At 68.0% G+C, this 24,089-nt stretch carries 26 protein-coding genes; 12 read left to right on the forward strand and 14 right to left on the reverse strand.

The genetic code is table 11. The features are described from left to right. The first annotated feature begins 26 nt into the window (after nucleotides 1-26). The gene (locus ACDP63_RS00100) at nucleotides 27-554 is read left to right on the forward strand and encodes a DUF4174 domain-containing protein (protein WP_024842426.1); all 528 of its coding nucleotides are present in this window, start codon (nucleotides 27-29) and stop codon (nucleotides 552-554) included. 102 nt (nucleotides 555-656) lie between these two features. Further along, nucleotides 657-848, forward strand: a complete 192-nt coding sequence (locus ACDP63_RS00105; RefSeq protein ID WP_024842427.1) for a hypothetical protein — start codon at nucleotides 657-659, stop codon at nucleotides 846-848. On the opposite strand, the gene ACDP63_RS00110 is transcribed toward ACDP63_RS00105, so the two are convergent. The 8 genes from ACDP63_RS00110 to ACDP63_RS00145 all read right to left on the reverse strand — a co-directional run bounded on the left by ACDP63_RS00110 (nucleotide 814) and on the right by ACDP63_RS00145 (nucleotide 7,407). Then, nucleotides 814-1,476, reverse strand: coding sequence for a hypothetical protein (locus tag ACDP63_RS00110; protein ID WP_024842428.1), 663 nt, complete (start codon nucleotides 1,474-1,476; stop codon nucleotides 814-816). The genes ACDP63_RS00105 and ACDP63_RS00110 overlap by 35 nt on opposite strands. A 49-nt stretch (nucleotides 1,477-1,525) precedes the next feature. Beyond that, the gene (locus ACDP63_RS00115; RefSeq protein WP_024842429.1) at nucleotides 1,526-3,583 is read right to left on the reverse strand and encodes an acetyl/propionyl/methylcrotonyl-CoA carboxylase subunit alpha; all 2,058 of its coding nucleotides are present in this window, start codon (nucleotides 3,581-3,583) and stop codon (nucleotides 1,526-1,528) included. Nucleotides 3,584-3,700: 117 nt separating this feature from the next. Beyond that, nucleotides 3,701-3,913: a hypothetical protein gene (locus ACDP63_RS00120; protein ID WP_024842430.1), complete on the reverse strand. Its 213-nt coding sequence runs from the start codon at nucleotides 3,911-3,913 to the stop codon at nucleotides 3,701-3,703. Between the two features lie 66 nt (nucleotides 3,914-3,979). Beyond that, a complete protein-coding gene (locus ACDP63_RS00125) occupies nucleotides 3,980-4,225 on the reverse strand; it encodes a hypothetical protein (protein WP_011749921.1) in 246 nt (81 codons plus the stop codon). Nucleotides 4,226-4,370: 145 nt separating this feature from the next. Next, nucleotides 4,371-4,784 carry a hypothetical protein gene (locus tag ACDP63_RS00130; protein ID WP_024842431.1) on the reverse strand — a complete coding sequence of 138 codons (414 nt, stop codon included), beginning with the start codon at nucleotides 4,782-4,784 and terminating at the stop codon, nucleotides 4,371-4,373. Nucleotides 4,785-4,877: 93 nt separating this feature from the next. Continuing rightward, nucleotides 4,878-5,009, reverse strand: a complete 132-nt coding sequence (locus ACDP63_RS00135; RefSeq protein ID WP_256233572.1) for a hypothetical protein — start codon at nucleotides 5,007-5,009, stop codon at nucleotides 4,878-4,880. A gap of 184 nt (nucleotides 5,010-5,193) precedes the next feature. Continuing rightward, nucleotides 5,194-5,850 (reverse strand): DUF6497 family protein, encoded by a 657-nt coding sequence (locus ACDP63_RS00140; protein WP_024842432.1) that lies wholly within the window; start codon nucleotides 5,848-5,850, stop codon nucleotides 5,194-5,196. 24 nt (nucleotides 5,851-5,874) lie between these two features. Then, complete coding sequence (locus ACDP63_RS00145; protein WP_024842433.1) at nucleotides 5,875-7,407, reverse strand: acyl-CoA carboxylase subunit beta; 1,533 nt, start codon at nucleotides 7,405-7,407, stop codon at nucleotides 5,875-5,877. A gap of 158 nt (nucleotides 7,408-7,565) precedes the next feature. On the opposite strand from ACDP63_RS00145, the gene alr reads away from it, so the two are divergent. From alr to ACDP63_RS00175, 6 genes are all read left to right on the forward strand, one after another. Further along, on the forward strand, nucleotides 7,566-8,585 hold the full coding sequence (alr, locus tag ACDP63_RS00150; protein WP_024842434.1) for an alanine racemase: 1,020 nt from the start codon (nucleotides 7,566-7,568) through the stop codon (nucleotides 8,583-8,585). Continuing rightward, nucleotides 8,582-9,340 (forward strand): MlaE family ABC transporter permease, encoded by a 759-nt coding sequence (locus ACDP63_RS00155; protein ID WP_028709847.1) that lies wholly within the window; start codon nucleotides 8,582-8,584, stop codon nucleotides 9,338-9,340. Before alr ends, ACDP63_RS00155 begins: the two co-directional genes overlap by 4 nt. Then, nucleotides 9,340-10,077: an ABC transporter ATP-binding protein gene (locus tag ACDP63_RS00160; RefSeq protein WP_024842436.1), complete on the forward strand. Its 738-nt coding sequence runs from the start codon at nucleotides 9,340-9,342 to the stop codon at nucleotides 10,075-10,077. The genes ACDP63_RS00155 and ACDP63_RS00160 overlap by 1 nt, the downstream gene beginning before the upstream one ends. A gap of 115 nt (nucleotides 10,078-10,192) precedes the next feature. Next, nucleotides 10,193-11,290 (forward strand): PhoH family protein, encoded by a 1,098-nt coding sequence (locus ACDP63_RS00165; protein WP_024842437.1) that lies wholly within the window; start codon nucleotides 10,193-10,195, stop codon nucleotides 11,288-11,290. Next, nucleotides 11,283-11,807, forward strand: coding sequence for an rRNA maturation RNase YbeY (gene ybeY / locus ACDP63_RS00170; RefSeq protein WP_051419432.1), 525 nt, complete (start codon nucleotides 11,283-11,285; stop codon nucleotides 11,805-11,807). Before ACDP63_RS00165 ends, ybeY begins: the two co-directional genes overlap by 8 nt. Beyond that, nucleotides 11,804-12,733, forward strand: coding sequence for a CBS domain-containing protein (locus tag ACDP63_RS00175; protein WP_024842439.1), 930 nt, complete (start codon nucleotides 11,804-11,806; stop codon nucleotides 12,731-12,733). The genes ybeY and ACDP63_RS00175 overlap by 4 nt, the downstream gene beginning before the upstream one ends. A 6-nt stretch (nucleotides 12,734-12,739) precedes the next feature. On the opposite strand, the gene ACDP63_RS00180 is transcribed toward ACDP63_RS00175, so the two are convergent. From ACDP63_RS00180 to ACDP63_RS00190, 3 genes are all read right to left on the reverse strand, one after another. Further along, nucleotides 12,740-13,549, reverse strand: a complete 810-nt coding sequence (locus ACDP63_RS00180; protein WP_028709846.1) for a GNAT family N-acetyltransferase — start codon at nucleotides 13,547-13,549, stop codon at nucleotides 12,740-12,742. Nucleotides 13,550-13,733: 184 nt separating this feature from the next. Beyond that, a complete protein-coding gene (gene guaA / locus ACDP63_RS00185; RefSeq protein WP_024842441.1) occupies nucleotides 13,734-15,293 on the reverse strand; it encodes a glutamine-hydrolyzing GMP synthase in 1,560 nt (519 codons plus the stop codon). A gap of 188 nt (nucleotides 15,294-15,481) precedes the next feature. Further along, complete coding sequence (locus tag ACDP63_RS00190; RefSeq protein ID WP_024842442.1) at nucleotides 15,482-16,093, reverse strand: thiamine phosphate synthase; 612 nt, start codon at nucleotides 16,091-16,093, stop codon at nucleotides 15,482-15,484. A gap of 75 nt (nucleotides 16,094-16,168) precedes the next feature. On the opposite strand from ACDP63_RS00190, the gene ACDP63_RS00195 reads away from it, so the two are divergent. From ACDP63_RS00195 to miaB, 4 genes are all read left to right on the forward strand, one after another. Continuing rightward, entirely contained in the window at nucleotides 16,169-16,909 is a 741-nt protein-coding gene (locus ACDP63_RS00195; RefSeq protein ID WP_024842443.1) for an RNA methyltransferase, read from the forward strand. Between the two features lie 55 nt (nucleotides 16,910-16,964). Beyond that, the gene (gene ctaA, locus ACDP63_RS00200; RefSeq protein WP_024842444.1) at nucleotides 16,965-18,110 is read left to right on the forward strand and encodes a heme A synthase; all 1,146 of its coding nucleotides are present in this window, start codon (nucleotides 16,965-16,967) and stop codon (nucleotides 18,108-18,110) included. Then, nucleotides 18,107-19,579: a carboxypeptidase M32 gene (locus ACDP63_RS00205; RefSeq protein WP_024842445.1), complete on the forward strand. Its 1,473-nt coding sequence runs from the start codon at nucleotides 18,107-18,109 to the stop codon at nucleotides 19,577-19,579. The genes ctaA and ACDP63_RS00205 overlap by 4 nt, the downstream gene beginning before the upstream one ends. 115 nt (nucleotides 19,580-19,694) lie before the next feature. Continuing rightward, entirely contained in the window at nucleotides 19,695-21,032 is a 1,338-nt protein-coding gene (miaB, locus tag ACDP63_RS00210) for a tRNA (N6-isopentenyl adenosine(37)-C2)-methylthiotransferase MiaB (protein WP_024842446.1), read from the forward strand. A 15-nt stretch (nucleotides 21,033-21,047) separates the two neighbouring features. On the opposite strand, the gene ACDP63_RS00215 is transcribed toward miaB, so the two are convergent. The 3 genes from ACDP63_RS00215 to ACDP63_RS00225 are packed head-to-tail and all read right to left on the reverse strand — an operon-like array spanning nucleotide 21,048 to nucleotide 24,085. Continuing rightward, nucleotides 21,048-22,379 carry a glutamine synthetase family protein gene (locus ACDP63_RS00215; RefSeq protein ID WP_409927616.1) on the reverse strand — a complete coding sequence of 444 codons (1,332 nt, stop codon included), beginning with the start codon at nucleotides 22,377-22,379 and terminating at the stop codon, nucleotides 21,048-21,050. A 3-nt stretch (nucleotides 22,380-22,382) separates the two neighbouring features. Beyond that, the gene (locus tag ACDP63_RS00220) at nucleotides 22,383-23,210 is read right to left on the reverse strand and encodes an ABC transporter permease (RefSeq protein ID WP_024842448.1); all 828 of its coding nucleotides are present in this window, start codon (nucleotides 23,208-23,210) and stop codon (nucleotides 22,383-22,385) included. Continuing rightward, nucleotides 23,207-24,085: an ABC transporter permease gene (locus ACDP63_RS00225; protein WP_409927634.1), complete on the reverse strand. Its 879-nt coding sequence runs from the start codon at nucleotides 24,083-24,085 to the stop codon at nucleotides 23,207-23,209. The genes ACDP63_RS00220 and ACDP63_RS00225 overlap by 4 nt, the downstream gene beginning before the upstream one ends. Nucleotides 24,086-24,089 lie beyond the last annotated feature (4 nt).

Here is a 24,089-nt window from a genome sequence, read left to right on the forward strand (position 1 = left end):
TATATGAATGAGGAGAAGAGGGGGCGATGAAACTGAAACGGTTGATTTTGCTGGTCGTGGTGCCGCTGGTGGCGGCGATGGGTCCAAGGCCCGAAGGCGAGGCCGACGGCCATCGCCCATATGTCCGCGGCGAAGTGCCCGCCGCACGAAGCGAAGGGGCGACGCCCGCGCGTCCCCAGACGCCTGCGGGCGAATTGACGGTGCTGCCCGCCGCCGAGGCCGATCCGGCCGAGTTCATGTGGCAGGCGCGGCCGGTGGTGATCTTTGCCAATACCGCCGCCGATCCGGCCTTCATCGAGCAACTGTCCGCCTTGCAGCGCGATCCCGCGCCGCTGATCGCCCGCGACGTGGTGGTGATCACCGATGCCGACCCCGCGGCGGCAAGCATCTGGCGCCGGCAATTGCGCCCCGAGGGCTTCTCGCTGGTGCTGATGGACAAGGACGGCCAGGTCAAGCAGCGCAAGCCCGTGCCCTGGTCGGTGCGCGAGATCACGCGGGCCATCGACAAGTTTCCGCTGCGCTTGCAGGAAATCGGCCGCGCCGGGCTGCCGTGACGCGGGCTTGCGAAAATCGCACCGATTTCATTGCGGGACGGGCGCGCAGCCATTATCTTGGGGGCAGGGCAGCATGGATGCCCGCTGAACAGGAGGACTGCCATGGCCAAATCGCCCCTGCCGCGCGTGACGGAAGACGCCGCCCCGGCGACGGGAGCCGGCCAGGCCAAGCCCGGTCCGGCCAATGCCTCGCTGGCCGAGCGGCTGGCCCGCGCCCGCACCGCCAATGAAATGGCCATCATCGTCGGTCTGAAACCCATCAAAGGCCGCTCCGGTCCGAAGATCGCTTACTGAGGCGGTCGCGCAGTTCCGCCAGCTCGCCGGGCAGGGCGGCGGCGATGCGCCCGGCGCCGGCCCGTTCTTCCTGCTCCAGCAATTCCTGAACTGCCCGCTCGCCGCCGAAGATGCTGGCCATGAGCAGCCGCATGGCTTCGTGCCCGGTCTCGCGTGCCGCCTCGGTCAGCCCCAGGTAATCCCCGAACATCTCGACCGCCCGCGCCGGATCCTTTCTGGCCTGGTCGCGGATCGCCTCGGCAAAGGCGGCCATGACCGACAGTTGCCGGTAATAGGTTACTACCGGATCGATGACCGAGGCGGGCAGGATATGCACCTCGTCGATGATGGCGGCGAAGATCCGGTCATTGGCCTGGGTCGGGATCACCGGCACCCGGCCGCTGGCGCGCAGGCCGTCCAAGAGCTGCCGCGCCTCGTCCTCGTCCAGCCGCTGCGCCTCCAGCGCGACGACATGGGCGCGGATCTCGGCCAGAAGCGCGCGCTGCACGTCGCCGATCCGCTCGGCGCGCAGCTTGGCGTCGCGGCGGCGGTTCTGCAGGGCGACGACCCACCAGCCCGCGGCGATGAACAGCCCGGCGATCAACGCCTGCTGCGCATGGGGGCTGAGATAATCGTCGAAAACCGGCATGATCCCCGATCCCTGGGCCGGGCGCTGGCGGGCGCCCGGCGGCTTCCTGTCACTCGAACTCGATGATCACGTCATCGACCTTGAGGCTTTCGCCCGGCGCGGCATTGACGGATTTTACCACCGCCTTCCTTTCGGCGCGCAGGATGTTTTCCATCTTCATCGCCTCGACCGTGGCCAGGGCCTGGCCTTCCTGCACCTCGTCCCCGGCCTCGACATTGATCCTGACCACTAGGCCGGGCATCGGGCAGAGCAGGAATTTCGAGGTGTCGGGCGGCAGCTTCTCGGGCATCAGCCGCGCCAGTTCCGCGGCGCGCGGCCGGCGCACATAGGTTTTCAGGTCGGCGCCGCGCACCCGCAGCCGGAAGCCCGAGGGCAGCCGGTCCACCTTCATCACCAAGGGCGCGCCATCGACCGTCAGCCGCGCCAGCGATTGCCCCGGCAGCCAGTCGCTTTCGACGCGCAGCTTGCGGCCGTCGATCTCGACCGTCGAGCCCTGCTTGTCGGCGGTGATGCGCACCGGGATTTCCTTGCCGGCGGTGAAGACGACCCAGTGCTCGCCGACATGGCGTTCATGGTTGTCCAGCCGGCCCGAGATGCGGGTGCGCCGGATTTCCGCCACGCGGTGCATGGCCGCGGCCGAGGCGGCGACGCGGGTGATCTCGGCATCGGGCAGGGTCGCGCCCAGGAAGCCCTCGGGATATTCCTCGGCGATGAAGGCCGTCGAGATGTCGCCCGAGACGAATTTCGGATGGTCCATCACCGCCGACAGGAAGGGCAGGTTGTGGCCGATGCCCTCGACCTCGAATTCGTCCAGCGCCAGGCGCATCTGCTCGATGGCCTCGGCCCGGCTTGGTGCCCAGGTGCAGAGCTTGGCGATCATCGGGTCGTAATACATGCTGATCTCGCCGCCCTCGTAGACGCCGGTATCGTTGCGCACCCCGGTCGCCGCGGCGGGCGGGTGATCGCCGGGATGGGCAGGCACCCAGGTATCGGCGGCCTGCATCGGTCCGGCCGCGGTCTCGACCGGCGGGCGATAGCGGGTCAGCCGGCCGATCGAGGGCAGGAAGTTGCGATAGGGATCCTCGGCGTAAAGCCGGCTTTCGATGGCCCAGCCGTTGATCTTCAGATCCGCCTGCGCGAAGGGCAGCGTCTCGCCGGCGGCGACACGGATCATCTGCTCGACCAGATCGATGCCGGTGATCAGCTCCGTCACCGGATGCTCGACCTGCAGGCGGGTGTTCATCTCCAGGAAATAGAAGTTCTTCTGGCCGTCGACGATGAACTCCACCGTGCCGGCCGAGGTATAGCCCACCGCCTTGGCCAGGGCCACGGCCTGCTCGCCCATGGCCTTGCGGGTCGCCTCGTCCAGGAAGGGCGAGGGGGCCTCCTCGATCACCTTCTGGTTGCGGCGCTGGATCGAGCATTCGCGTTCATGCACATAGACGCAATTGCCGTGCTTGTCGGCCAGCACCTGGATCTCGATATGGCGCGGCTGCGTCACGAATTTCTCGATGAAGATGCGGTCGTCGCCAAAGCTGTTCGCCGCCTCGTTCTTGGAGGATTCGAAGCCCTCGCGCGCCTCCTGCTCGGTCCAGGCGATGCGCATGCCCTTGCCGCCGCCGCCGGCGGATGCCTTGATCATCACCGGAAAGCCGATTTCCTTCGAGATCTTCACCGCCTCGTCGGCATCGGCGATCAGGCCCATATAGCCGGGAACCGTGCTGACCCCGGCCTCCTGCGCCAGCTTCTTCGAGGTGATCTTGTCGCCCATCGCCTCGATGGCGGGCGAGGGCGGGCCGATGAAGGTGACGCCCTCCTTCTCCAGCGCCTCGGCGAATTTCATGTTCTCGGACAAAAAGCCGTAGCCGGGATGCACCGCCTCGGCCCCGGTCCGGCGGATCGCCTCCATGATCCTGTCGATCACGATATAGGACTGGTTCGCCGGGGGCGGGCCGATATGGACCGCCTCGTCCGCCATCTTGACATGCAGCGCGTTGCGGTCGGCGTCGGAATAGACGGCGACAGTCTGGATGCCCATCTTCTTGGCGGTCTTGATGACCCGGCAGGCGATCTCGCCCCGGTTGGCGATCAGGATTTTCTTGAACATGCTTCTTTCCCTTGGGGCAGATCCCGAACGTGAAAAAGCCGCCCCGGCAAGATGCCGGGACGGCTGGAAAAAGGCTTGACCGGCGCGCGAGGGCGCGCCGTCAGCTTGGCGAAAGCCTTACTGGCACAGACGCACGTCGTCGCAAAGCGCGCCGGCGACAGCGCCGATTGCCGCGCCCTTGGCGACGTCATGGCCGCCCAGGTGGGCTGCGGTTGCACCGACACCGGCACCGATGATGCCGCGATCCATGTCGGTCGGATTGATGCCTTGGGTGCAGCCGGCCAGGCCGAAAAGGCCCAGGCCAAGCGCAAAGACGAGTTTCTTGGACATCTCGTTTGCTCCGAGAGATGGGCGGCGGCGCGGGAATGCGATCCGGCGCCGACGGCCCGGTTGCAATCAGTAGCGGCGCTGGCAGACGCCGGCGTCGTCGCAAAGCGCGCCGCCAGCCGCACCGATGAGCGCGCCGGTGGCCACGTCACCGTCGATGATCTTTGCCACGGCCGCACCGGCGAGCGCACCGCCAGCCGCGCGCTGCGCGTCGGGCGAAAGGGTCGAGCCGCCGCCATAGCCCTGTTCGCAGGCGGCAAGGCCGGCGACCAGCAGGACCGCGCCGGAAAGACGGAGGATGACGGATTTTTGCATAGCGTTTTGCCTGTATTATGGACCCGCTTCCGGGCCGTTGGTGATAGAGGTGCGCACAATATTGCACGCGCCAACCCCGGAAGAAACTGACAACGGTGTGAAAAGACAAGACTACGCGGCAATCCGCCCATCCCCCGTCTGGCCATCAGTCTTCGTCCTCGTCGTCCCAGTCGCCCTCGTCCCAGCCGGATTCCTCCCAGTCGAACTCGGGGGCGTCCGCGGCGAAAAGCTCGGGAAAGCTGGCTTCGGCGCGCTTCATGTCCACGCGCAGCAGCTGGTCGTAATCGGTGGGATCCAGCTTGCCGACCGCGACCACCTCGCGGCCGATCAGCCAGGACAGCCGCCCGGCATCGAGATTGCCGCGCGGGAAAGGCTCCTCGCCGAAATGCTGGATCAGCGCGGCCAGAAAGGCGGTATCGGCGCGGCGGTCGGCCGGCTTGCGGTCGCGGTAACGCTCGCGCCGGACCAGCGGTGTCGCGCCCTTCTTGTTGGCGCGGCGGATGATGAACTGGAAATCGGTGCCGGGAAGGCGGCCCGGAAAGCCGCGATGCTTCAGCATGTCTTGCCCCCTTGCAGGATTGCGTTGTCGCGCGGGGGCCGGGCGGAACGCAGATGGCGCGGGCCGCCAGGCAGCCCGCGCGCGGCCAATGGCTTAGTTGGCGCCGTATTTGCCCTGGAAAACAGGCTCGGGCTGGACCGGAACCGGGGTGACTTCGGGCTCTTTCTTGGCGCAGGCTGCGGCGAGGCCGACCAGGACGAGGGCGAGTGCAAGCTTTTTCGACATATCGTCGTGCTCCTGTGATGCGGGACCGTCAAGTCCCGACTGCTCGGTTGAGATTCGGTCGCCTCATGCGACCGCGGCGGCATGATAGCCAGCGCCGCGAAGCGCCAACAGGCAGCTTGAAGCCGCGGCCGCGCGGGTGCGCGGCGCTGTGGCAGGCTTGCATCAGGATGGCCAGGGGCGCGCATCACCACGGCTCCCATTCGCAGGCGTCGCGGTCGCTTGGCAGGCTGAAACCCTCGAAAACCTGCACCGCTTCGGGGTCGAAGGCGCCGAAAACGCTTTCGCGGTCGGTCAGGTTAATGGTGATCTTGCTGGGCCGCGGTGCAGGAGGGGCGGCGATGCGGGGCAAGGCCCAGTTCTCGCACAGCCAGACGATGTCCTCATGCACCGGATCCTGCGCCAGCACATCGGGCGCGGCGGGCAGGACCGGGGCGCCGACCAGGGCGTCGGCGGCCTCTTCGTCGGCCGGCTCGGGGATGTCCGCCTCGGCTGGCTCGGCCAGGGTCGCGGGGTCGATCAGCCCGTCATCCGCCTGCTCGCCCCAGGCCTCGCCGCTTTCGGTGTCGATTTCGATGGAACCGCGCGCTTCGTCCGGCGCGAAGTCCGAGGCCGGCCCGGCGGTCGTGGGCACCCGCTGCGCCAGGTCGGGCATGATGAAGCGGAAGCGATAGGTCAGGCCCAGACCGCCGGCATTGTCGTGGCGGGTCTCAAGCCAGCGCACCACCGCGCCCGAAGGCAGGGTGATGTCGGCGCCCGGCTCTTGCGCAGGGGCAACGCCCGCCGCCCCGGCCAGAACGGCCGCAGGCACCAGCGCAAGGCCGATCGCCGCCAGTCTCGACATGCTTCCTCCCTTCGTTTCCCGCAGTTACAGCGGGATGTTGTCGTGCTTCTTCCAGGGGTTCGACAGCTTCTTGCCGCGCAGGCTGGCAAAGGCGCGCGCCACGCGGCGGCGCGTCGAATGCGGCTGGATCACCTCGTCGATGAAGCCCTTCTCGGCGGCGACGAAGGGATTGGCAAAGCGGTCCTCGTAATCCTTGGTGCGCGAGGCGATCTTTTCGGCATCGCCCAGCTCGCTGCGATACAGGATCTCGACCGCGCCCTTGGCGCCCATCACCGCGATTTCCGCCGTGGGCCAGGCATAGTTGAAATCGCCGCGCAGGTGTTTCGAGGCCATGACGTCATAGGCGCCGCCATAGGCCTTGCGGGTGATGACCGTGACCTTCGGCACCGTCGCCTCGCCATAGGCGAACAGCAGCTTGGCGCCATGCTTGATGACGCCGCCATATTCCTGCCCGGTGCCCGGCAGGAAGCCCGGCACGTCGACGAAGGTCAGGATCGGGATCTCGAAGGCGTCGCAGAAGCGCACGAAGCGCGCGGCCTTGCGGCTCGAGTCGATGTCGAGGCAGCCGGCCAGCACCATCGGCTGGTTGGCGACGACGCCGACGGTCTGGCCCTCGATACGGATGAAGCCGGTGATGATGTTGGCGGCGAAATCCTTCTGGATCTCGTAGAAATCGCCCTCGTCCGCGACCTTCAGGATCAGTTCCTTCATGTCATAGGGCTGGTTCGGGTTGTCGGGGATCAGGGTGTCGAGGCTGGGCTCGACGCGGGCCGGGTCGTCGAAGAACGGCCGGGTCGGCGCCTTCTCGCGGTTGTTCAGCGGCAGGAAATCGACCAGCCGGCGGATTTCCGACATGGCCTCGACATCGTTTTCGAAGGCGCCGTCGGCGACCGAGCTTTTCTTCGTATGGGTCGAGGCGCCGCCCAGCTGCTCGGCCGTCACCACCTCGTTCGTCACCGTCTTGACCACGTCCGGGCCGGTCACGAACATGTAGCTGGTGTCCTTGACCATGAAGATGAAGTCGGTCATCGCCGGCGAATAGACCGCGCCGCCGGCGCAGGGGCCCATGATGACGCTGATCTGCGGCACCACGCCCGAGGCCATGATGTTGCGCTGGAACACGTCGGCATAGCCGGCGAGGCTGGCGACGCCTTCCTGGATGCGCGCGCCGCCGGAATCGTTCAGCCCGATCACCGGGGCGCCGTTCTGCACCGCCATGTCCATGATCTTGCAGATCTTCTGCGCATGGGTTTCCGACAGCGAGCCGCCGAAGACGGTGAAGTCCTGCGAAAACACATAGACCATGCGGCCGTTGATCGTGCCCCAGCCGGTGACGACGCCGTCGCCATAGGGACGGTCCTCCTCCATGCCGAAATCGGTCGAGCGGTGGCGGACGAACATGTCGAATTCCTCGAACGACCCTTCGTCCAGCAACAGCTCGAGCCGCTCGCGCGCGGTCAGCTTGCCGCGGGCGTGCTGCGCGTCGATGCGCCGCTGCCCGCCGCCCAGCCGCGCATCGCGGCGGCGCGATTCCAGTTCGCCGAGGATGTCCTTCATGAGCCGTCTCCCTTTGGGTTTGCGGCAAACTACCGGCTTGCTGCGGATGCGGGAAGCGGAAAGGCGAAAATTTGCAAAATATGCTAGATAATTTCGCTGCAAATAGCAAAATTGCTAAAACCCTTGACGCGGGCCGGGGCAAGAGCCATGCCGCTGCCATGGGACTCGTCATTGATCTTGCGGCCGTCGTGGCCAATTGGAAGGCGCTTGCGGCCAAGGCTGCGGGCGCGCGGGCGGCGGCGGTGGTCAAGGCCGACGCCTATGGGCTGGGCGCGGATCGCGTGGCGCCGGCGCTTTACGCGGCCGGGGCGCGGGATTTCTTCGTCGCGCTGGCCTCGGAGGGGCAGGCGATCCGGCCGCTTCTGCCCGAGGATGCGCGCATCTTCGTGCTGTCGGGCCATATGGAGGGCGCCGACCTGGCCGGGCTGATCCCGCTGTTGAACAGCCCCGAGCAGTTCTTCCGCGACCGGGCGCTGCGGCCGCGCGGGCCTTTCGGCATCCAGCTGGACAGCGGCATGAACCGGCTGGGCATCGAGCCCGGCGAATGGGCCGCCATCCGGGCCGAGGCGCTGGCCGCCGATCCGGCGCTGATCATGTCGCACCTGGCCTGCGCCGACGAGCCGGACCATGCGGCGAATGCCCAGCAACTCGCCGCCTTCCGCGCCATGACCGAGGGCGTGGCCGTGCCGCGCTCGCTGGCGGCGACGGGGGGCATCCTGCTGGGGCCGGACTATCATTTCGACCTGGTGCGACCCGGCATCGGGCTTTACGGCGGCGAGCCCTTTGGCGATGCGCAGCCGGTGGTCACGCTGGGCTTGCCGGTGATCCAGGTGCGCGAGGTGCGCCCCGGCGAATCCGTGGGCTACGGCTATGCCTGGACGGCCGAGCGGCCTTCGCGGGTGGCGACGGTGGCGGCGGGCTATGCCGACGGGCTGGCGCGGGCCCTGGCGCGGGACGGCAAGCTGAGCCTCTGGGCCGGCGAGCATGCCTGTCCGGTGATCGGCCGCATCTCGATGGACCTGATCACCGTCGACGTGACCGACCTGCCCGACGTGCCGGCGGCGCTGGAGATCCTGAACGCGCGGCAGGGCGTCGACGCCCTGGCGGCGCTGTCGGGCACCATCGGCTATGAAATCCTGACCTCGCTGGGCCGGCGCTACGAGCGTCGCTGGCTGTGAACCCGATCCGGCTGACCGGCAGGGCGATGATCGGCCTGACCCGGATGACGGGACGGGTGACGCTCTTTGCCCTGCGCGGCCTGGCCGGCATCGGGCAGCATCCGGCGGAACTGGCGCGGCAGGTCATGCAGATCGGCTGGCTGTCCCTGCCGGTGGTCGGGCTGACGGCGCTGTTCACCGGCGCGGCGCTGGCCCTGCAGATCCATTCCGGGGGCGAACGCTTTCAGGCCGGCGACGTGGTCCCGGCCATCGTCGCCATCGGCATGGCGCGCGAACTGGGCCCGGTCCTGGGCGGGCTGATGGTGGCGGCCCGCGTCGCCAGCGCCATCGCGGCGGAACTCGGCACCATGCGCGTGACCGAGCAAATCGACGCGCTGGTGACGCTTTCGACCGATCCCATGGGCTGGCTGGTCTCGCCCCGGCTCTGGGCGGCGCTGCTCTGCGTGCCGGTGCTGGTCGGCGTGGGCGACGTGATCGGCATCATGGGCGGCTGGCTGATCGGGGTGAACGCGCTGGGGTTCAACTCGGCCATCTACCTGTCCAATTCCTGGGCCTATCTGGAAAGCTGGGACGTGGTCTCGGGCCTCTTGAAGGGCGCGGTCTTCGGGCTGATCGTGGCGCTGTCGGGCTGCTGGTTCGGCATGACGGCGGCGGGCGGGGCCGCGGGCGTCGGGCGGGCGACGACCAATGCCGTGGTCGCCGCCTCGGTCGGCATCCTGGCCGCGAATTTCGCACTGACGGGGCTGTTCTTCTGATGCTGGGGGTGCGCGGCCTTTGCAAAGCCTATGGCGCCAAGCGGGTGCTGGACGGGGTGGATCTGGACCTGGCCACGGGCGAAAGCCTGGTGGTGATCGGCGGCTCGGGCACCGGGAAATCGGTGCTCCTGCGCTGCATCCTGGGGCTGGAGACGCCCGATGCGGGCGAGATCCTGTGGCAGGGCCGGCCGCTGGCCGGGCAGCGGGGCGCGTTCATGGAGCATTTCGGCATGCTGTTCCAGAACGCGGCGCTGTTCGACAGCCTGCCGGTCTGGCGCAACGTCGCCTTTCGCCTGCTGCGGACCATGCCCAGGGCGCGCGCCCGCGCCATCGCCGTGGAAAAGCTGGCCCGCGTCGGCCTTGGCCCCGAGGTGGCGGATCTTTACCCGGCGGAACTCTCGGGCGGGATGCGCAAGCGCGCCGGGCTGGCCCGCGCCATCGCCGCCGATCCCGAGGTGATTTTCTTCGACGAGCCGACCACGGGGCTCGATCCGATCCGCGCCGCGGCGATCAATGCCCTGATCCGCGGCATCGTCGACGAGACCGGCGCCACCGCCATCACCATCACCCATGACATGAGTTCGGTGCGCGCCATCGCCGACCGGGTGGCGCTGCTGGATCGCGGGCGGATGCGCTGGCAGGGCACGGTGGCCGAAATGGACGCGGCCGAGGACGATTACCTGCGTGATTTCGTCGCAGGGCGCGCCCGGCCCATGGCGCGTGGTCCGCAGCCGTGATGTCCGTTTTTTCGCCGAATCGACGGCAAATCCGAAACTGCGGGGCCGCCCCCCTTGTGCGAATCCCGCTCAGTTGCAACCATGAGTTACTGAGAACCCCACCTCGGAGACGAATTTGGGTCTGACCCCTACGCATCCCGCGACCGCGACCCCCGGCGAAACCCTGCTGGAATTTCACGACAACCGGCTGCTGATCGATCTCTGCGGCCCGCATGACCGCTACCTCGCGCGGATCGAGGAGGCGCTGAAGGTGCATATCCTGCGACGCGGCAACCTTCTGTCCGTTGTCGGCCCCGTCGAGGCCCAGGCCGAGGCGGCGCAGGTGCTGCGCGCGCTTTACGCCCGGCTGGAGCAGGGCCGCCCGGTCGAGATGGCCGAGGTCGAGGCGGCCCTGCGTATGGGCGCCGAGACCGTCACCGAGGGCCCGAGCCCGGCCGAGCAGCTGGAAATGTTCCAGACCGGTCCCATCGAGCTGCGCACCCGCAAGAAGACCGTCGAGCCGCGCACCGATGCGCAAAAGGACTATGTTCGCGCGCTTTTCGCCAACGAACTGGCCTTCGGCATCGGCCCGGCCGGCACCGGCAAGACCTATCTTGCGGTCGCCGTGGGCGTGACCATGCTGATCGGCGGCCATGTGGATCGCATCATCCTGTCGCGCCCCGCCGTCGAGGCCGGCGAGCGGCTGGGCTTCCTGCCCGGCGACATGAAGGAAAAGGTCGATCCCTACATGCAGCCGCTCTATGACGCTCTGAACGACTTCCTGCCCGCCAAGCAGGTGCAGAAGCTGATGGAGGAAAAGCGCATCGAGATCGCGCCCCTGGCCTTCATGCGCGGCCGCACGCTGTCGAACAGCTTCGTGGTGCTGGACGAGGCGCAGAACGCCACCACCATGCAGATGAAGATGTTCCTGACCCGGCTGGGCGAGGGCTCGCGCATGGTCGTGACCGGCGACCGCACCCAGATCGACCTGCCGCGCGGCGTGCATTCCGGCCTGGTCGAGGCGGAAAAGATCCTCAAGGACATCAAGGGCATCAGCTTCAGCTATTTCACCGCCAGGGACGTGGTGCGCCATTCGCTGGTCGCCCGCATCATCGAGGCCTATGACGCCGAGGCCGAGGCGGCGCTGGCCCGCGGCGAGGTCTTCGACGAGCGTGGCCAGCGCATCCCGCGACGCGAGCCGCGGCTGGCTTCAGGGAGGCAGGGCGATGCCTGACAAGGCCGATGCGCCCGAGGAGGCGCTGGAAATCGTCGACATCGTGCTGGAGGACGACCGCTGGGAGGATGCCGGCCTGCCCGCCATGGCCGAGCGGGCGGCCCGCGCGGTGGGCGAATGGCTGGATCTGGGCGCGTTCCAGATCGTCGTCATGGGGTGCGACGATGCCCGCATCGCCGCGCTGAACGCCGAGTTCCGCGGCAAGCCCAAGCCGACCAACGTGCTGAGCTGGCCCGCGGTCGAATTCGATGCGCGCCGGCCCGGCGCCCCTCCCGAACCGCCCCGCGTCGAGGAGCTGGGCGATATCGCCATTTCCTACGACACCTGCCTGCGCGAGGCCGAGGCGCAGGGCAAGCCCTTCGCCGACCATGCCATGCATCTGCTGGTCCATGCCATGCTGCATCTTGCGGGCTATGACCATATCGACGACGCGGATGCCGAAACCATGGAGGATGCCGAACGCTCGATCCTGGGCAAGCTGGGCATCCCCGACCCTTACCTGGAACACGAGACATGACCAACGACCGAAGTCCCGACACGCCCGTCTCCGCCGAACCCGCCTCATGGGCGGATGGCACAGGCGGGGACGGGCGTGACCTGCCGCAATCGCGCGGCTTTCTGGGGCGTATCCTGGGCGCCTTCGGCGGCGGCGAAGCCGAGCCGGCCGGCGCCGAGGCCCGCGACAGGGGGCCGGCCGCCCCGACGGCGGGCGTTCCGGGGATGGTCAACCTGCGGCGGATGCGCGTCGACGACGTGGCCGTGCCCAAGGCCGAGATCGTCGCTGCGCCGGTCACGGCCACGCTGCCCGACCTGGTCGAGATGTTCCGCGAACACGGCTTTTCCCGCATCCCGGTGTTTCGCGGCACGCTGGACAGCCCGCTGGGGCTGATCCACCTGAAGGATCTGGCGCTGAAATACGGCTTCGGCGCCAGGGTGCCGGTCAAGTTCGCGCTGCGTCCGATGCTGCGGCCACTGCTTTACGTGCCGCCCTCGATGCCGATCGGCGTTCTGCTCCAGCAGATGCAGCAAAAGCGCATCCACATGGCGCTGGTGATCGACGAATATGGCGGCGTGGACGGGCTCGTCACCATCGAGGATCTGATCGAGCAGGTCATCGGCGAGATCGAGGATGAGCATGACGAGATCGAGGGCGGCCTGGTCATCCAGGAACAGCCCGGCCAATGGCTGATCCAGGCCCGTGCCGCGCTGGAGGATGTCGAGGCCCAGACCGGCCTGCGCCTGGCCACCGACGAGGAGGAGGAGGAGATCGACACGCTGGGCGGGCTGATCTTCATGCTGACCGGCCGGGTGCCGGTGCGCGGCGAGGTGATCCCGCATGAAAGCGGCGCCGAGTTCGAGATCGTCGACGCCGATCCGCGCCGGGTCAAGCGCGTGCGGCTGCGGTTGCCGCAAGCCGAGCCGCCGCCCCCGGCCGAAGGCTGAGCCGGCTCAGACCCCGGCGAAGGCCGGGGCGTGGGCGATGCGGCTGCCCGCGGGCAGCCGCGGCCCCAGCGCCATCAGATGCGGCCCGGCATAGGGCGACGCCAGTTCGGCCGGCGCAAAGCCGAAGCGGCGGTAATAGGCCGGATCGCCCAGCACCACGATGGTATGGTCGCCGAATGCGGCGAGCGCGGCGCGAACCAGCGCCGTGCCGATGCCGCGCGACTGCACGGCGGGATGCACCGCCAGCGGCGCCAGCGCCAGGGCCGGCCCCTCGGCTGCCAGCGGCGACAGGGCGACATGGCCGATCACCGTGCCCGCGGCCTCGGCCACCAGTGCCAGCGCAAGGTCGCCGGCCTCGCGCAGGCTGTCCACCAGCCGCGCCTCGGCCGGGCCGTCGAAGGCGCGCACCAGCAGGTCGGACACCGCGGCGCGGTCATGCGCCCGCTCGGCCCGGATGCGCGGCAAGGGATCGCTGCGGGTGAAATCGCGCCCGATGCCTTGGCTCTCGCGGGCCCAGCGGCTATGTTCCAGCCGGGCGCGATGCGCGGCGAAAGCCTCGTCATCGGCGTAAAGCTCGTTCAGTTCCCAGACCAGCGGATCCTCGGACTGCCACAGGTCGAAACGCAGGTTGCCGGGTTCGGCCCGGCTCAGCGCCACATGCTCGGTCAGCAACTCCATGGCCAGCATCATCTGGGCCGCATCCTTGCAGATCAGCCGGCCGGTCAGCGAGACCAGCGGTTTCTCCAGGGGGATCTCCTCGCCGCCCAGGATGGGCGGGGGTGTGTGGTTGTGGTTCTGTCCGCAGGCGCAACTCATGGCAAGATCCTCGTCGTGAACAGGCCGCAACGATGGACGACGGCGGCTTCCCGCGGCCGGAACCGTTAGCAGCGATAACCTTATCGGGCGGCATTGCGCCGTCCTTGTCAATTTGCAAAGCCGCGCCTTGCGCCGGATGCGGCCCCTGAAACGAAAAGGGCGGCGCAGCGGCCGCCCCTCGGGGTCATTCCCACTCGATGGTGCCCGGCGGCTTCGAGGTGATGTCATAGGTGCAGCGGTTGATGCCCTTGACCTCGTTGATGATCCGCGTCGCGGTCTCGCCCAGGAACTGGTGGCTGAAGGGATAGTAATCCGCTGTCATGCCATCGACCGAGGTCACCGCGCGCAGGGCGCAGGCATAGTCATAGGTGCGCCCGTCGCCCATGACGCCAACGGTGCGCACCGGCAGGATGGCGACGAAGGCCTGCCAGATCTCGTCATAAAGCCCGTGCTTGCGGATCTGGTCGATGAAGACCGCGTCCGCCTTGCGCAGGATGTCCAGCTTGTCGCGGGTGATCTCGCCCGGACAGCGGATGGCAAGGCCGGGGCCGGGGAAGGGATGGCGGCCGATGAATTTTTCCGGCAGGCCCAGTTCGCGGCCGAGCGCGCGGACCTCGTCCTTGAAAAGCTCGCGCAAGGGCTCGACCAGCTTCAGCCCCATCTTCTCGGGCAGGCCGCCGACATTGTGGTGGCTCTTGATCGTGACCGAGGGGCCGCCCGAGAAGCTGACCGATTCGATCACGTCCGGGTAAAGCGTGCCCTGGGCCAGGTATTCCGCGCCCTCGATCCCGCTCGCATATTTCTGGAACACGTCGATGAAGAGCTTGCCGATGGTCTTGCGCTTGACCTCGGGGTCGCTGACGCCCTCCAGCGCGCCGATGAACAGGTCGGCCTCGTCGGCATGAATCAGCGGGATGTTGTAGTTGTCGCGGAACATGGTCACGACTTCCTCGGCCTCGTTCAGCCGCAGAAGCCCGTGATCGACGAAGACGCAGGTCAGCTGGTCGCCGATCGCCTCGTGGATCAGCACCGCGGCGACCGAACTGTCGACGCCGCCCGACAGCCCGCAGATAACGCGCTTGTCGCCCACCTGCTCGCGGATCTTGCGGATCGCCTCCTGGCGATAGGAGGCCATGGTCCAGTCGCCGGTAAAGCCGGCCATGCGGACGAAGTTCTCCAGCATGGTCCGGCCGTTCGGGGTGTGATGCACCTCGGGGTGGAACTGCACGGCGAAGAACCGGCGCGCCTCGTCCGCGATCATGGCGAAGGGGGCATTGGGCGAGGTGCCGATGACCTCGAAACCCGGCGCAAGCTGCGTCACCCGGTCGCCATGGCTCATCCAGACTTCCTCGCGGCCGGTGTCGAACAGGCCGGCGAAGATGCCGTCGCCCCGGTGCCCCTCGGCCGGGGCGATGAAAGCGCGGCCGTATTCGGCGTGGTGGCCCGATTCGACCCGGCCGCCCAGCTGCTCCATCATCACCTGCTGGCCATAGCAGATGCCGAAGACCGGCACCCCCATGCCGAAAAGCCCCTGCGGCGCGCGCGGCGAATCCGGCTGCGTGACCGAGGCCGGCCCGCCCGACAGGATCACGGCCTGCGGGGCGAAGTCTTTCAGGAAGGCGTCATCGACCGCGTTGAACGGGTGGATTTCGCAATAGACGTTCAGCTCGCGCAGGCGGCGCGCAATCAGCTGCGTGACCTGGGAGCCGAAATCGATGATGAGAAGGCGCTGATGCTGGGTCATGGCAAGGCTTTAGGCCGCGGCATGGCGCTGCGCAAGAGGGCTGACGCATCGCCGGCTGCAGCGCCGCCGGGGTATTTGAAAAACAGAGAAGGCCGGCCGTCGCGCCTCTACCGACGGTGCGGTCCAGTCCGAGCCAGTCGTCTTCTCTGTTCTTCAAATACCCCCGGCAAGAGCTGCCACCGGCACCTTCAGCGCCAGAGAACCCCCAGGGCTTCGGCCGGATCCGGTTCCGACCAGATCTCTGCCCCCAGGGCGATGAAATCGGTCAGCGGGGCCAGCTGGCCGATCAGCGCCGGGGTCAGGGCGCCCTCGGCGACCACCGGGATCTCGATCATCTCGGACCACCATTGGAACAGGTCCAGCGGCGCGGTCTCGCCATGGCCGAGCGCCGTGGCGCCGCAGGGGCCGAAGCTGACATAATCCGCCCCGGCCTCGGCCGCGTTCATGCCGTCATGGCGCGAGGCGCCGCAGAACGTGCCGACGATGGCGTCCTGGCCCAGTTCCTTGCGGGCATGGCGCACCCCGCGCGCGCCATTGGTCAGGTGCACGCCGTCGAGCCCGTGGCGCTGCGCCAGCTGGACATGGTCCTCGATCACCACCGCCACGTCGCGGGCATGGGCGATCTCGCGCGCGAGATCCGCGATGCGGCCCAGCTCCTCCTCGGTGCCGGCGCCGGGGATGCGCAGGCAGGCGATGGGAAAGCGGTCCATGACCTCGGCCAGCATCGGGCCCAGCGTCGAGGCGGCCGCGCCGACCGGGGCGATCAGGTAGAGTTGCGGCGTATTGGGCTGGTCTGTCATGGCGCTGTCATCCCTCGTGGTTCGCCAGCAGATAGCGCAGTGCCGCGCGCCTTGCCAGTGGGTCTGCGGAAGGATATGGCCGCGGCCATGGAACCGGCGATCATCCTTGTCCGCCCGCAGATGGGCGAAAACATCGGCGCGGCCGCGCGCGCCATGCTGAATTTCGGCCTGACCGACATGCGCCTGGTGGCGCCGCGCGACGGCTGGCCCAATCCCAGGGCCGTGGCCATGGCCTCGGGTGCCGCTGGCCGCGTGCTGGACCGGGCGCGGGTTTTCGCGACGCTGGCCGAGGCCATGGCGGATGTGGATTATGCCTATGCCACCACCGCGCGCGGGCGCGAGCTGACCAAGCCGGTGCTGACCCCGGCCACGGCCATGGCCGATGCCCGCGCGCGGGTTGCGCAGGGCGGCCGGGTCGCGGTGATCTTCGGGCCCGAGCGCGCTGGGCTGGAGAACGAGGACGTGGCGCGCGCCAATGCCATCATCACCGTGCCGGTCAATCCCGATTTCCCCTCGCTGAACCTGGCGCAGGCGGTGCTGCTGGCCGGCTATGAATGGGCCCGCGACAGCCTGCCGCCCGAGCCTGCCCCGCAGGGCCGCCGCCCCGATGGCGAGGCGCCCGCGACGCGGCTGGAGATCGAGCGGCTGGCCGATCACTGGGAAGAGCGGCTGGCCGAAGCCGGCTTCTTCTTTCCGCCCGAGAAGGCGCCGGCGATGAAGCTGACGCTGCGCAACCTGTGGTCGCGCCTGCCGCTGACCCGCGCCGACACGCGCATCTTTCACGGCATGCTGCGGCAGTTGATCCGTCGCGGCTGATTGATTTCCGGGCGCGGGCGGGCCAAGGTCGCGCCCGATCGAGAAGGAAGCTGACATGGCAAGACGTCCCGTCTTTCAGGAAGTCACCGAGACCACCCCCCGCAGCACGCCGCCCGCCGGCGGCATGATCGACGTCGGTCCCAAGGGCGCGCGCGGCGCGATCCGCATCTGGCTGATCGTGCTGTTCGTCATGGTCGCGGCGATGATCGCGCTGGGCGGCGCGACGCGGCTGACCGGCTCGGGCCTGTCGATCACCGAATGGAAGCCGGTGACCGGGGCGATCCCGCCGATGGATGGCGCCACCTGGCAGGCCGAGTTCGACAAATACCGGCAGATCCCGCAGTTCCAGCTGGTCAATTCCGACATGGACCTGGCAAGCTTCAAGCGCATCTACTGGTGGGAATGGTCGCACAGGCTGCTGGGGCGGCTGGTGGGGCTGGTCTGGGCGGCGGGCTTCGTCTTTTTCCTGGCGACGAAGCGCATCCCCGCGGGCTGGGTGCCGCGGCTGCTGTTGCTGGGCGTGCTGGGCGGCGCCCAGGGGGCGATCGGCTGGTGGATGGTGCATTCCGGCCTGTCGGGCGAGATGGTGCGGGTGGCCTCTTACCGGCTGGCCACGCATCTGGGGCTGGCCTTTGCCATCCTGGGCCTGATCGCCTGGCAGGTGCTGGCGCTGTCGCGATCCGAGGCGGCGCTGCTGCGCGCCCGCCGGGCGGGCGAGGGCAAGCTCTTCTCGATGACCACCGGGCTGATGCACCTGGCCTTCGTCCAGATCCTGCTGGGGGCGCTGGTGGCGGGGATCGATGCCGGGCGCATGTATACCGGCTGGCCGACCATGGGCGGCGAATGGATCCCGGCCGAGATCTGGGACGCGGCGCTGGGCTGGCGCAACTTCTTCGAAAACCCGGCTCTGGTACAGTTCATCCACCGCATGGTGGCCTATCTGCTGGCAATCTTTGCCGTGGTGGTGTTCCTGCGCGCCCGGCGCTCGCCGCATCCGGTGACGCGCGGCGCCTATGCCGCGATGCTGGTCGCCCTGGCCGTGCAGGTGTTTCTGGGCATCATGAACGTGCTGCACGCCTCGCCGCTGGCTTTGGCACTGGCGCATCAGATCGGTGCCGTGGCACTGTTCACGCTGATCCTGCGCGCGCGGCACCATGCGCGCTATCCAATCGAAACTTCGGTCCGGGGAACAGTCCGATGAGCGCCTTCGACGATCTTCTCGCCTTCCAGCGCCAGACCGAGGCGCTGTCCTCGGTCGCCGAGCGGCTGGCCTGGGACCAGGAAACCGTGATGCCGCGGGGCGCCGTCGAGCAGCGCGCCGAGGAAATGGCGGCGATGGAAGCGGTGCTGCACGAGCGCCGTACCGATCCCCGCCTGGGCGAATGGCTGGACCAGGCCGAGCCCGAGGATGCCGAGGACGCCCGCGTCATCGAACTGATCGCGCGCGATTATCGCCGCGCCTCGCGCATCCCGTCGCGGCTGGCGACGGAACTGGCGCGGCAGACCTCGCTGGCGCAGGGCATCTGGGCCGATGCCCGTGCCAAGGACGCGCCCGAGGATTTCCTGCCGGCGCTGAACGACATCCTGATGCTGAAGCGCGAGGAGGCCTCGGCCCTGGCCGATGGCGGCGATCTTTACGACGCGCTGCTGGACGATTACGAGCCGGGCATAACCCAGGCCGAGATCGCGCGGCTTTTCGATGCCATGCGGCCGCGGCTGGTGGCGCTGCGCGAGGACGTGCTGGGCGCCGCGTTCCAGCCCGAGCCGCTGATCGGGCATTTCCCGCAAGAGACGCAGCTGCGCCTGGCGCGGACCTGCGCCACCGCCTTCGGCTATGACTGGACGCGCGGGCGCATGGACATCGCCGTGCATCCCTTCAGTTCCGGGCGCTGGCAGGACAGCCGCATCACCACGCGGGTGGTCGAGACCGACCCGTTCAACTGCCTTTACTCGACCATCCACGAGGTCGGGCATTCCAGCTATGAGCTGGGCATCGACAGCGATTATGCCTTCACGCCGCTGGGCCGCGGCGTCTCGATGGGCGCGCATGAAAGCCAGAGCCGCATCTATGAAAACCAACTGGGCCGCAGCCGCGCCTTTACCGGCTGGCTCTACCGGCGCATGTCGGACGCCTTCGGCGGGCTGTCCCTGCCCGATGCCGATGCCTTCTACGGCACCGTGAACCGCGTGACGCCCGGCTTCATCCGCACCGAGGCCGACGAGGTGCAATACAATCTGCACATCATGCTGCGCTTTGACCTGGAGCGCGACCTGATCGCCGGGCGGCTGGATGTCGAAGACCTGGTCGAGGCCTGGAATACCCGATTCCTGCGCGATTTCGGCGTGGCGGTGGACCGGCCGGCCAATGGCGTCTTGCAGGACGTGCATTGGGCGGTGGGGCTGTTCGGCTATTTCCCGACCTATGCGCTGGGGAACGTCTATGCCGGCTGCCTGCATGCCGCGCTGCGCGCCGCGGTGCCGGACCTGGACGAGGCTTTGGCGCGCGGCGAGGCCGACCCGGCGGTCGAATGGCTGCGCGAGAACGTCCAGCGCCATGGCGGACTTTACCCGCCGCGCGAACTGATCGGGCAGGCGACCGGGGCCGATGTCGGGGAGGGGCCGCTTCTGGACTACCTGGAAGAGAAATTCTCGGCCATCTACCGGCTTTGAGGCCGGATTCGGGTATTTGGGGAACGAAGAAGCCGCGCGCCGGGCGTCATGGCGGCCGGCCTTTCCAAGCCGGGCGTTTTCCTGTATCAGGCCTCGATCCCAAGGACAGCACGGCATGAGTGACCCAGCCAGCAAGCCCGCCCCGGCGGTGAAGAAGCTTTTCATCAAGACCTATGGCTGCCAGATGAACGTCTATGACAGCCAGCGCATGGCCGAGGCCATGGGTGCCGAGGGCTATGTCCTGACCGAGAACCAGTCGGACGCCGACATGGTGCTGCTGAACACCTGCCATATCCGGGAAAAGGCGGCCGAGAAGCTTTATTCCGACCTCGGCCGGCTGAAGCCCTTGAAGGCGGAGAAGCCCGACCTGAAGATCGGCGTCGCCGGCTGCGTCGCCCAGGCCGAGGGCGGCGAGATCCAGCGTCGCATGCCCATCGTCGACCTGGTGGTGGGGCCGCAAGCCTATCACCGGCTGCCGGCCATGGTGCGCGCGGGCGGCGGGGTCGATACCGAGTTCCCGGCCGAGGACAAGTTCGAGCATTTGCCGAAGCCCGCCGCCACCAGGCGCGCGCCGGCCGCCTTCCTGACCGTGCAGGAGGGTTGCGACAAGTTCTGCGCCTTTTGCGTGGTGCCCTATACCCGCGGGGCCGAGGTGTCGCGCCCGGTCTCGCGCATCCTGGCCGAGGCGCGCGACCTGGTCGGGCGCGGCGTGCGCGAGATCACGCTGCTGGGCCAGAACGTCAATGGCTGGCATGGCGAGGGGCCCGGCGGGGCGGAATGGGGATTCGGCCGGCTGATCCGGGCGATCGCGGAAATCGACGGGCTGGACCGCATCCGCTATACCACCAGCCATCCCAATGACATGGCCGACGACCTGATCGCCGCGCATCGCGACGAGCCGAAGCTGATGCCCTATCTGCACCTGCCGGTGCAGTCGGGTTCGGACCGCATCCTGAAGGCGATGAACCGTAAGCATACGGTGGACCAGTATCTGAGGCTGATCGAGCGCATCCGCGCGGCGCGGCCCGACATCATGCTGACCAGCGATTTCATCGTCGGCTTTCCCGGCGAGACCGACCGGGACCACCAGGACACGCTGGAGCTGGTGCGGGCGGTGAATTTCGGCACCGCCTTCAGCTTCAAGTATTCGCCGCGCCCCGGCACCCCGGCCTATGAGCGGCCGGAGGTCGAGGGTGCCGTGGCCGATGCGCGCCTGCAGGAATTGCAGGCGTTGCTGACCAGCCAGCAGAAGGCCGCGCAGGAGGGCATGGTCGGGCGCGAGCTGGGCGTGCTGTTCGAAAAGCCCGGCCGCAATCCCGGCCAGATGGTCGGCAAGTCGGACTATCTGCACGCGGTCTTTGTCGAGGCGCCCCAGGCCAAGGTCGGCGACCTGGTGCGGGTGCGCATCACCCATAGCGCGCCGAACTCGCTGGCCGGGGTGCTGGCGGCCTGAGCCGCCCGCGCCGGGTCAGACCGTGTCGAGGTAAAGCTCGACGGTTTCCTCGTCGGAAAGCTCGGCCATGTAATGCAGTTCCTGCCGCTTGGTCATGACGAAATTCTCGATCAGATGCGCGGGGAAGATGCGCCGGATCTCGGGCGAGGTTTCGAAGGCGTCGATGGCCGCGCCCCAGCTGCCGGGAAGTTGCTCCAACCCTTGCTCATAGGCATTGCCCTGAATCGGCGGCGGCGGCTCGGCCTTGTCCTCGATGCCGTTCAGCGCCGAGCCCAGCACCGCGGCGACGGTCAGGTAGGGGTTCACGTCGCCGCCCGCCACCCGATGCTCGATCCGCCGCGCCTTGGGCCCGGAGGAGGGAATGCGGATGGCCGAGGTGCGGTTTTCATAGGCCCAGCCGATGCCGGTGGGGGCATGGGCGTTCGGCACCAGCCGGTCGTAGCTGTTCTCATGCGGGGCAAAGAGCAAGGTCGAGCCGGGCATGGCGGCAAGGCAGCCGGCGACGGCATGGCGCAGCACGTCCGAACCCTCGTCGCCGCCATTGTCGAAGACGTTGCGGCCCTGCCGGTCCAGCACCGAGAAATGCATGTGCATGCCAGAGCCGTTCCATGCCTCGTAGGGCTTGGCCATGAACGAGCCGGCAAAGCCGTAGCGCCGCGCCAGCCCCTTGACCAGCAGCTTGAAGAGCCAGGCGTCGTCGGCGGCCTTCAGCGGGTCGGGTTGGTGCATCAGGTTGATTTCGAACTGGCCCGGCGCGGCTTCCGAGATCGCCGTGTCGGCGGGGATGTCCATCGCCTCGCAGGCGTCGTAGAGCGCGGTGAAGAAACGGTCGAAGGCGTCGAGCGCGCGCAGGGACAGGGTTTCCGCCCCGGTGCGGCGCTTGCCCGAACGCGGGCTGGGCGGCACGCGCAGCTGCCCGCCCGAATCGTCGATCAGGAAGAACTCCAGCTCGGTCGCCACCACCGGGGTCAGGCCCACGGCCTGGTAGCGTTCGACCACGCGGGCCAGCGCCTGACGCGGATCGCCCTCATAGGGGCGGCCGTCCAGGTGGAACATCCAGATCGGCAAGAGGCCGGTCGGCGCTTCCAGCCAGGGCATGGGCATGAAGCCGCGTTCGGTCGGCAGCAAGAGCCCGTCGGGGTCGCCGGCCTGGAAAACCAGCGGGCTGTCCTCGATATCCTCGCCCCAGATGTCCATGTTCAGGACCGAGAAGGGGAATTTCGTGCCCTCGGTCAGGATCTTGTCGGCAAAGCGTGCCGGAACCCGCTTGCCGCGCGCCACGCCGTTGAGGTCGGCGGCCGCGATGCGGATGGTCTTGACGTCGGGATGCTCGCGCAGCCAGTCCATGGATCACCTGATGAGATTGGGCCTGTAACGGATCTTCTTCGCCGCGCCGGGAAGGTGGCGGTTCAGCCGGCGGTTCACCATGCCGAACAGCGCGATCAGACCGATGGTCAGCAGCACGAAATAGCCCGCCACGATCGGATAGGCGATGAAGGGGTTGAAGGTCTTGTCGGCGAAATAATTGGCGTAGTAGAGCGCGTCGCCCCGCTGCTGGAAGGCCGGGAAGCCGGAAAAGAACACCAGCGTCGTGGCGTGGAACAGGAAGATCGCCTCGTTGGTATAGGCGGGCCAGGCAAGCCGCATCGCGGTGGGCCAGACCACCCGGCGCCAGCGGGTCCAGCCGGCCATGCCATAGGCATCGGCGGCCTCGAGCTCGCCCTTGGGCAGGTTGCGCAGCGCGCCGTAGAAGATCTCGGCCGAATAGGCGGCGGTGTTCAGCATCAGGACCAGCAGCGCCCCGGCCCAGGCGCGGGTCATCCAGCTGGTCTGCACGGTGATGCCCAGCACGTCGATGCCGGCGCGCGGCAGCTGCACCAGCATCTCGTAGGCCAGGAAGAACTGGATGAACAGCGGGCTGCCGCGGAACAGGAAGATGAACCACTCGGCGGGCTTCCTGGCCCAGGGGTTGCGGCTGGCCTTCGCCACGGCCAGCGCATTGGCCAGGAAAAAGCCGAAGAACAGCGCCAGCGCGGCGAAATAGATGTTCCAGATCAGGCCCGAGCCGATCAGCGTGACCTGCTCGCACAGCGTAAAGCCGCTGCGCGGCAGCAGCCTTTCGCCCAGGCCGAGCGCGCGCAGGCCGTAATCCTGGATGGTTTGCAGGCATTGGTTCATGTCGCGGCCTTTCGCATCGCCTCGCCGGCGGCGGTGGCCTGGCCGCGCGACAGCCTGGTCCGGATGCGGTCGAAGATCCGTTCCGAGCCCCAGGTCATCAGCAGGTAGAAGGCCAGGATGGCCAGGAAATAGTAAAGCCGCCAGTCGGGATGCGGATAGGCATAGGCGCGGGTCTTGGCCCCGCCCAGCTCGCGCGCCCAATAGACGATGTCCTCGACCCCCAGCACGAACAGCAGCGGCGTGGCCTTGATGAGGATCATCCACAGGTTCGCCAGGCCGGGCAGGGCATAGGTCCACATCTGCGGGATCAGGATGCGCCGGTTCACCTGGCGCGGGCTCATGCCATAGGCCTCGGCGGTTTCCAGCTGCGCCTTCGGCACGGCGTTCATCGCGCCATGCAGCACATTGGCGGCGAAGGCGCCGAAGACCACGGCAAAGGCGATCACCGCCAGGAAGATGCCATAGGCCTGGTGTACCCATTCCGGCGAGGTCGAAAGCGGCAGCTTGGCGGCGGCGCAGACGATGAACTCATTGCCCTGCCGCACCGGCACCGAGGGGTCGCAATAGACGCGCGAGCGCAGCCATTCGAAACCCTGGTCCAGCGCGATGGGCACGAACAGGAAGAAGATGATGTCGGGCACGCCGCGCACCATCGAGGTATAGATGCGGCCGAACCAGCGCACCCCCGCGATGCGCGAGCGCGAGGCCATGGCCCCGCCGAAGCCGAAGATCAGCGCCGCCGGCGCGGTGATGGCCAGCAGCAGCAGCACCGTGCCGAAGCTGGCATAGAACAGCATGTGGTTGCCGGTCGTCAGATAGTATGACAACCAGGCAAGCCCGTCCAGGGCAGAGGGGTCGGTGCAATGGGAAAACATCATG

This window comes from Paracoccus sp. P2 (assembly GCF_046335115.1).
Lineage (GTDB): Bacteria > Pseudomonadota > Alphaproteobacteria > Rhodobacterales > Rhodobacteraceae > Paracoccus > Paracoccus pantotrophus.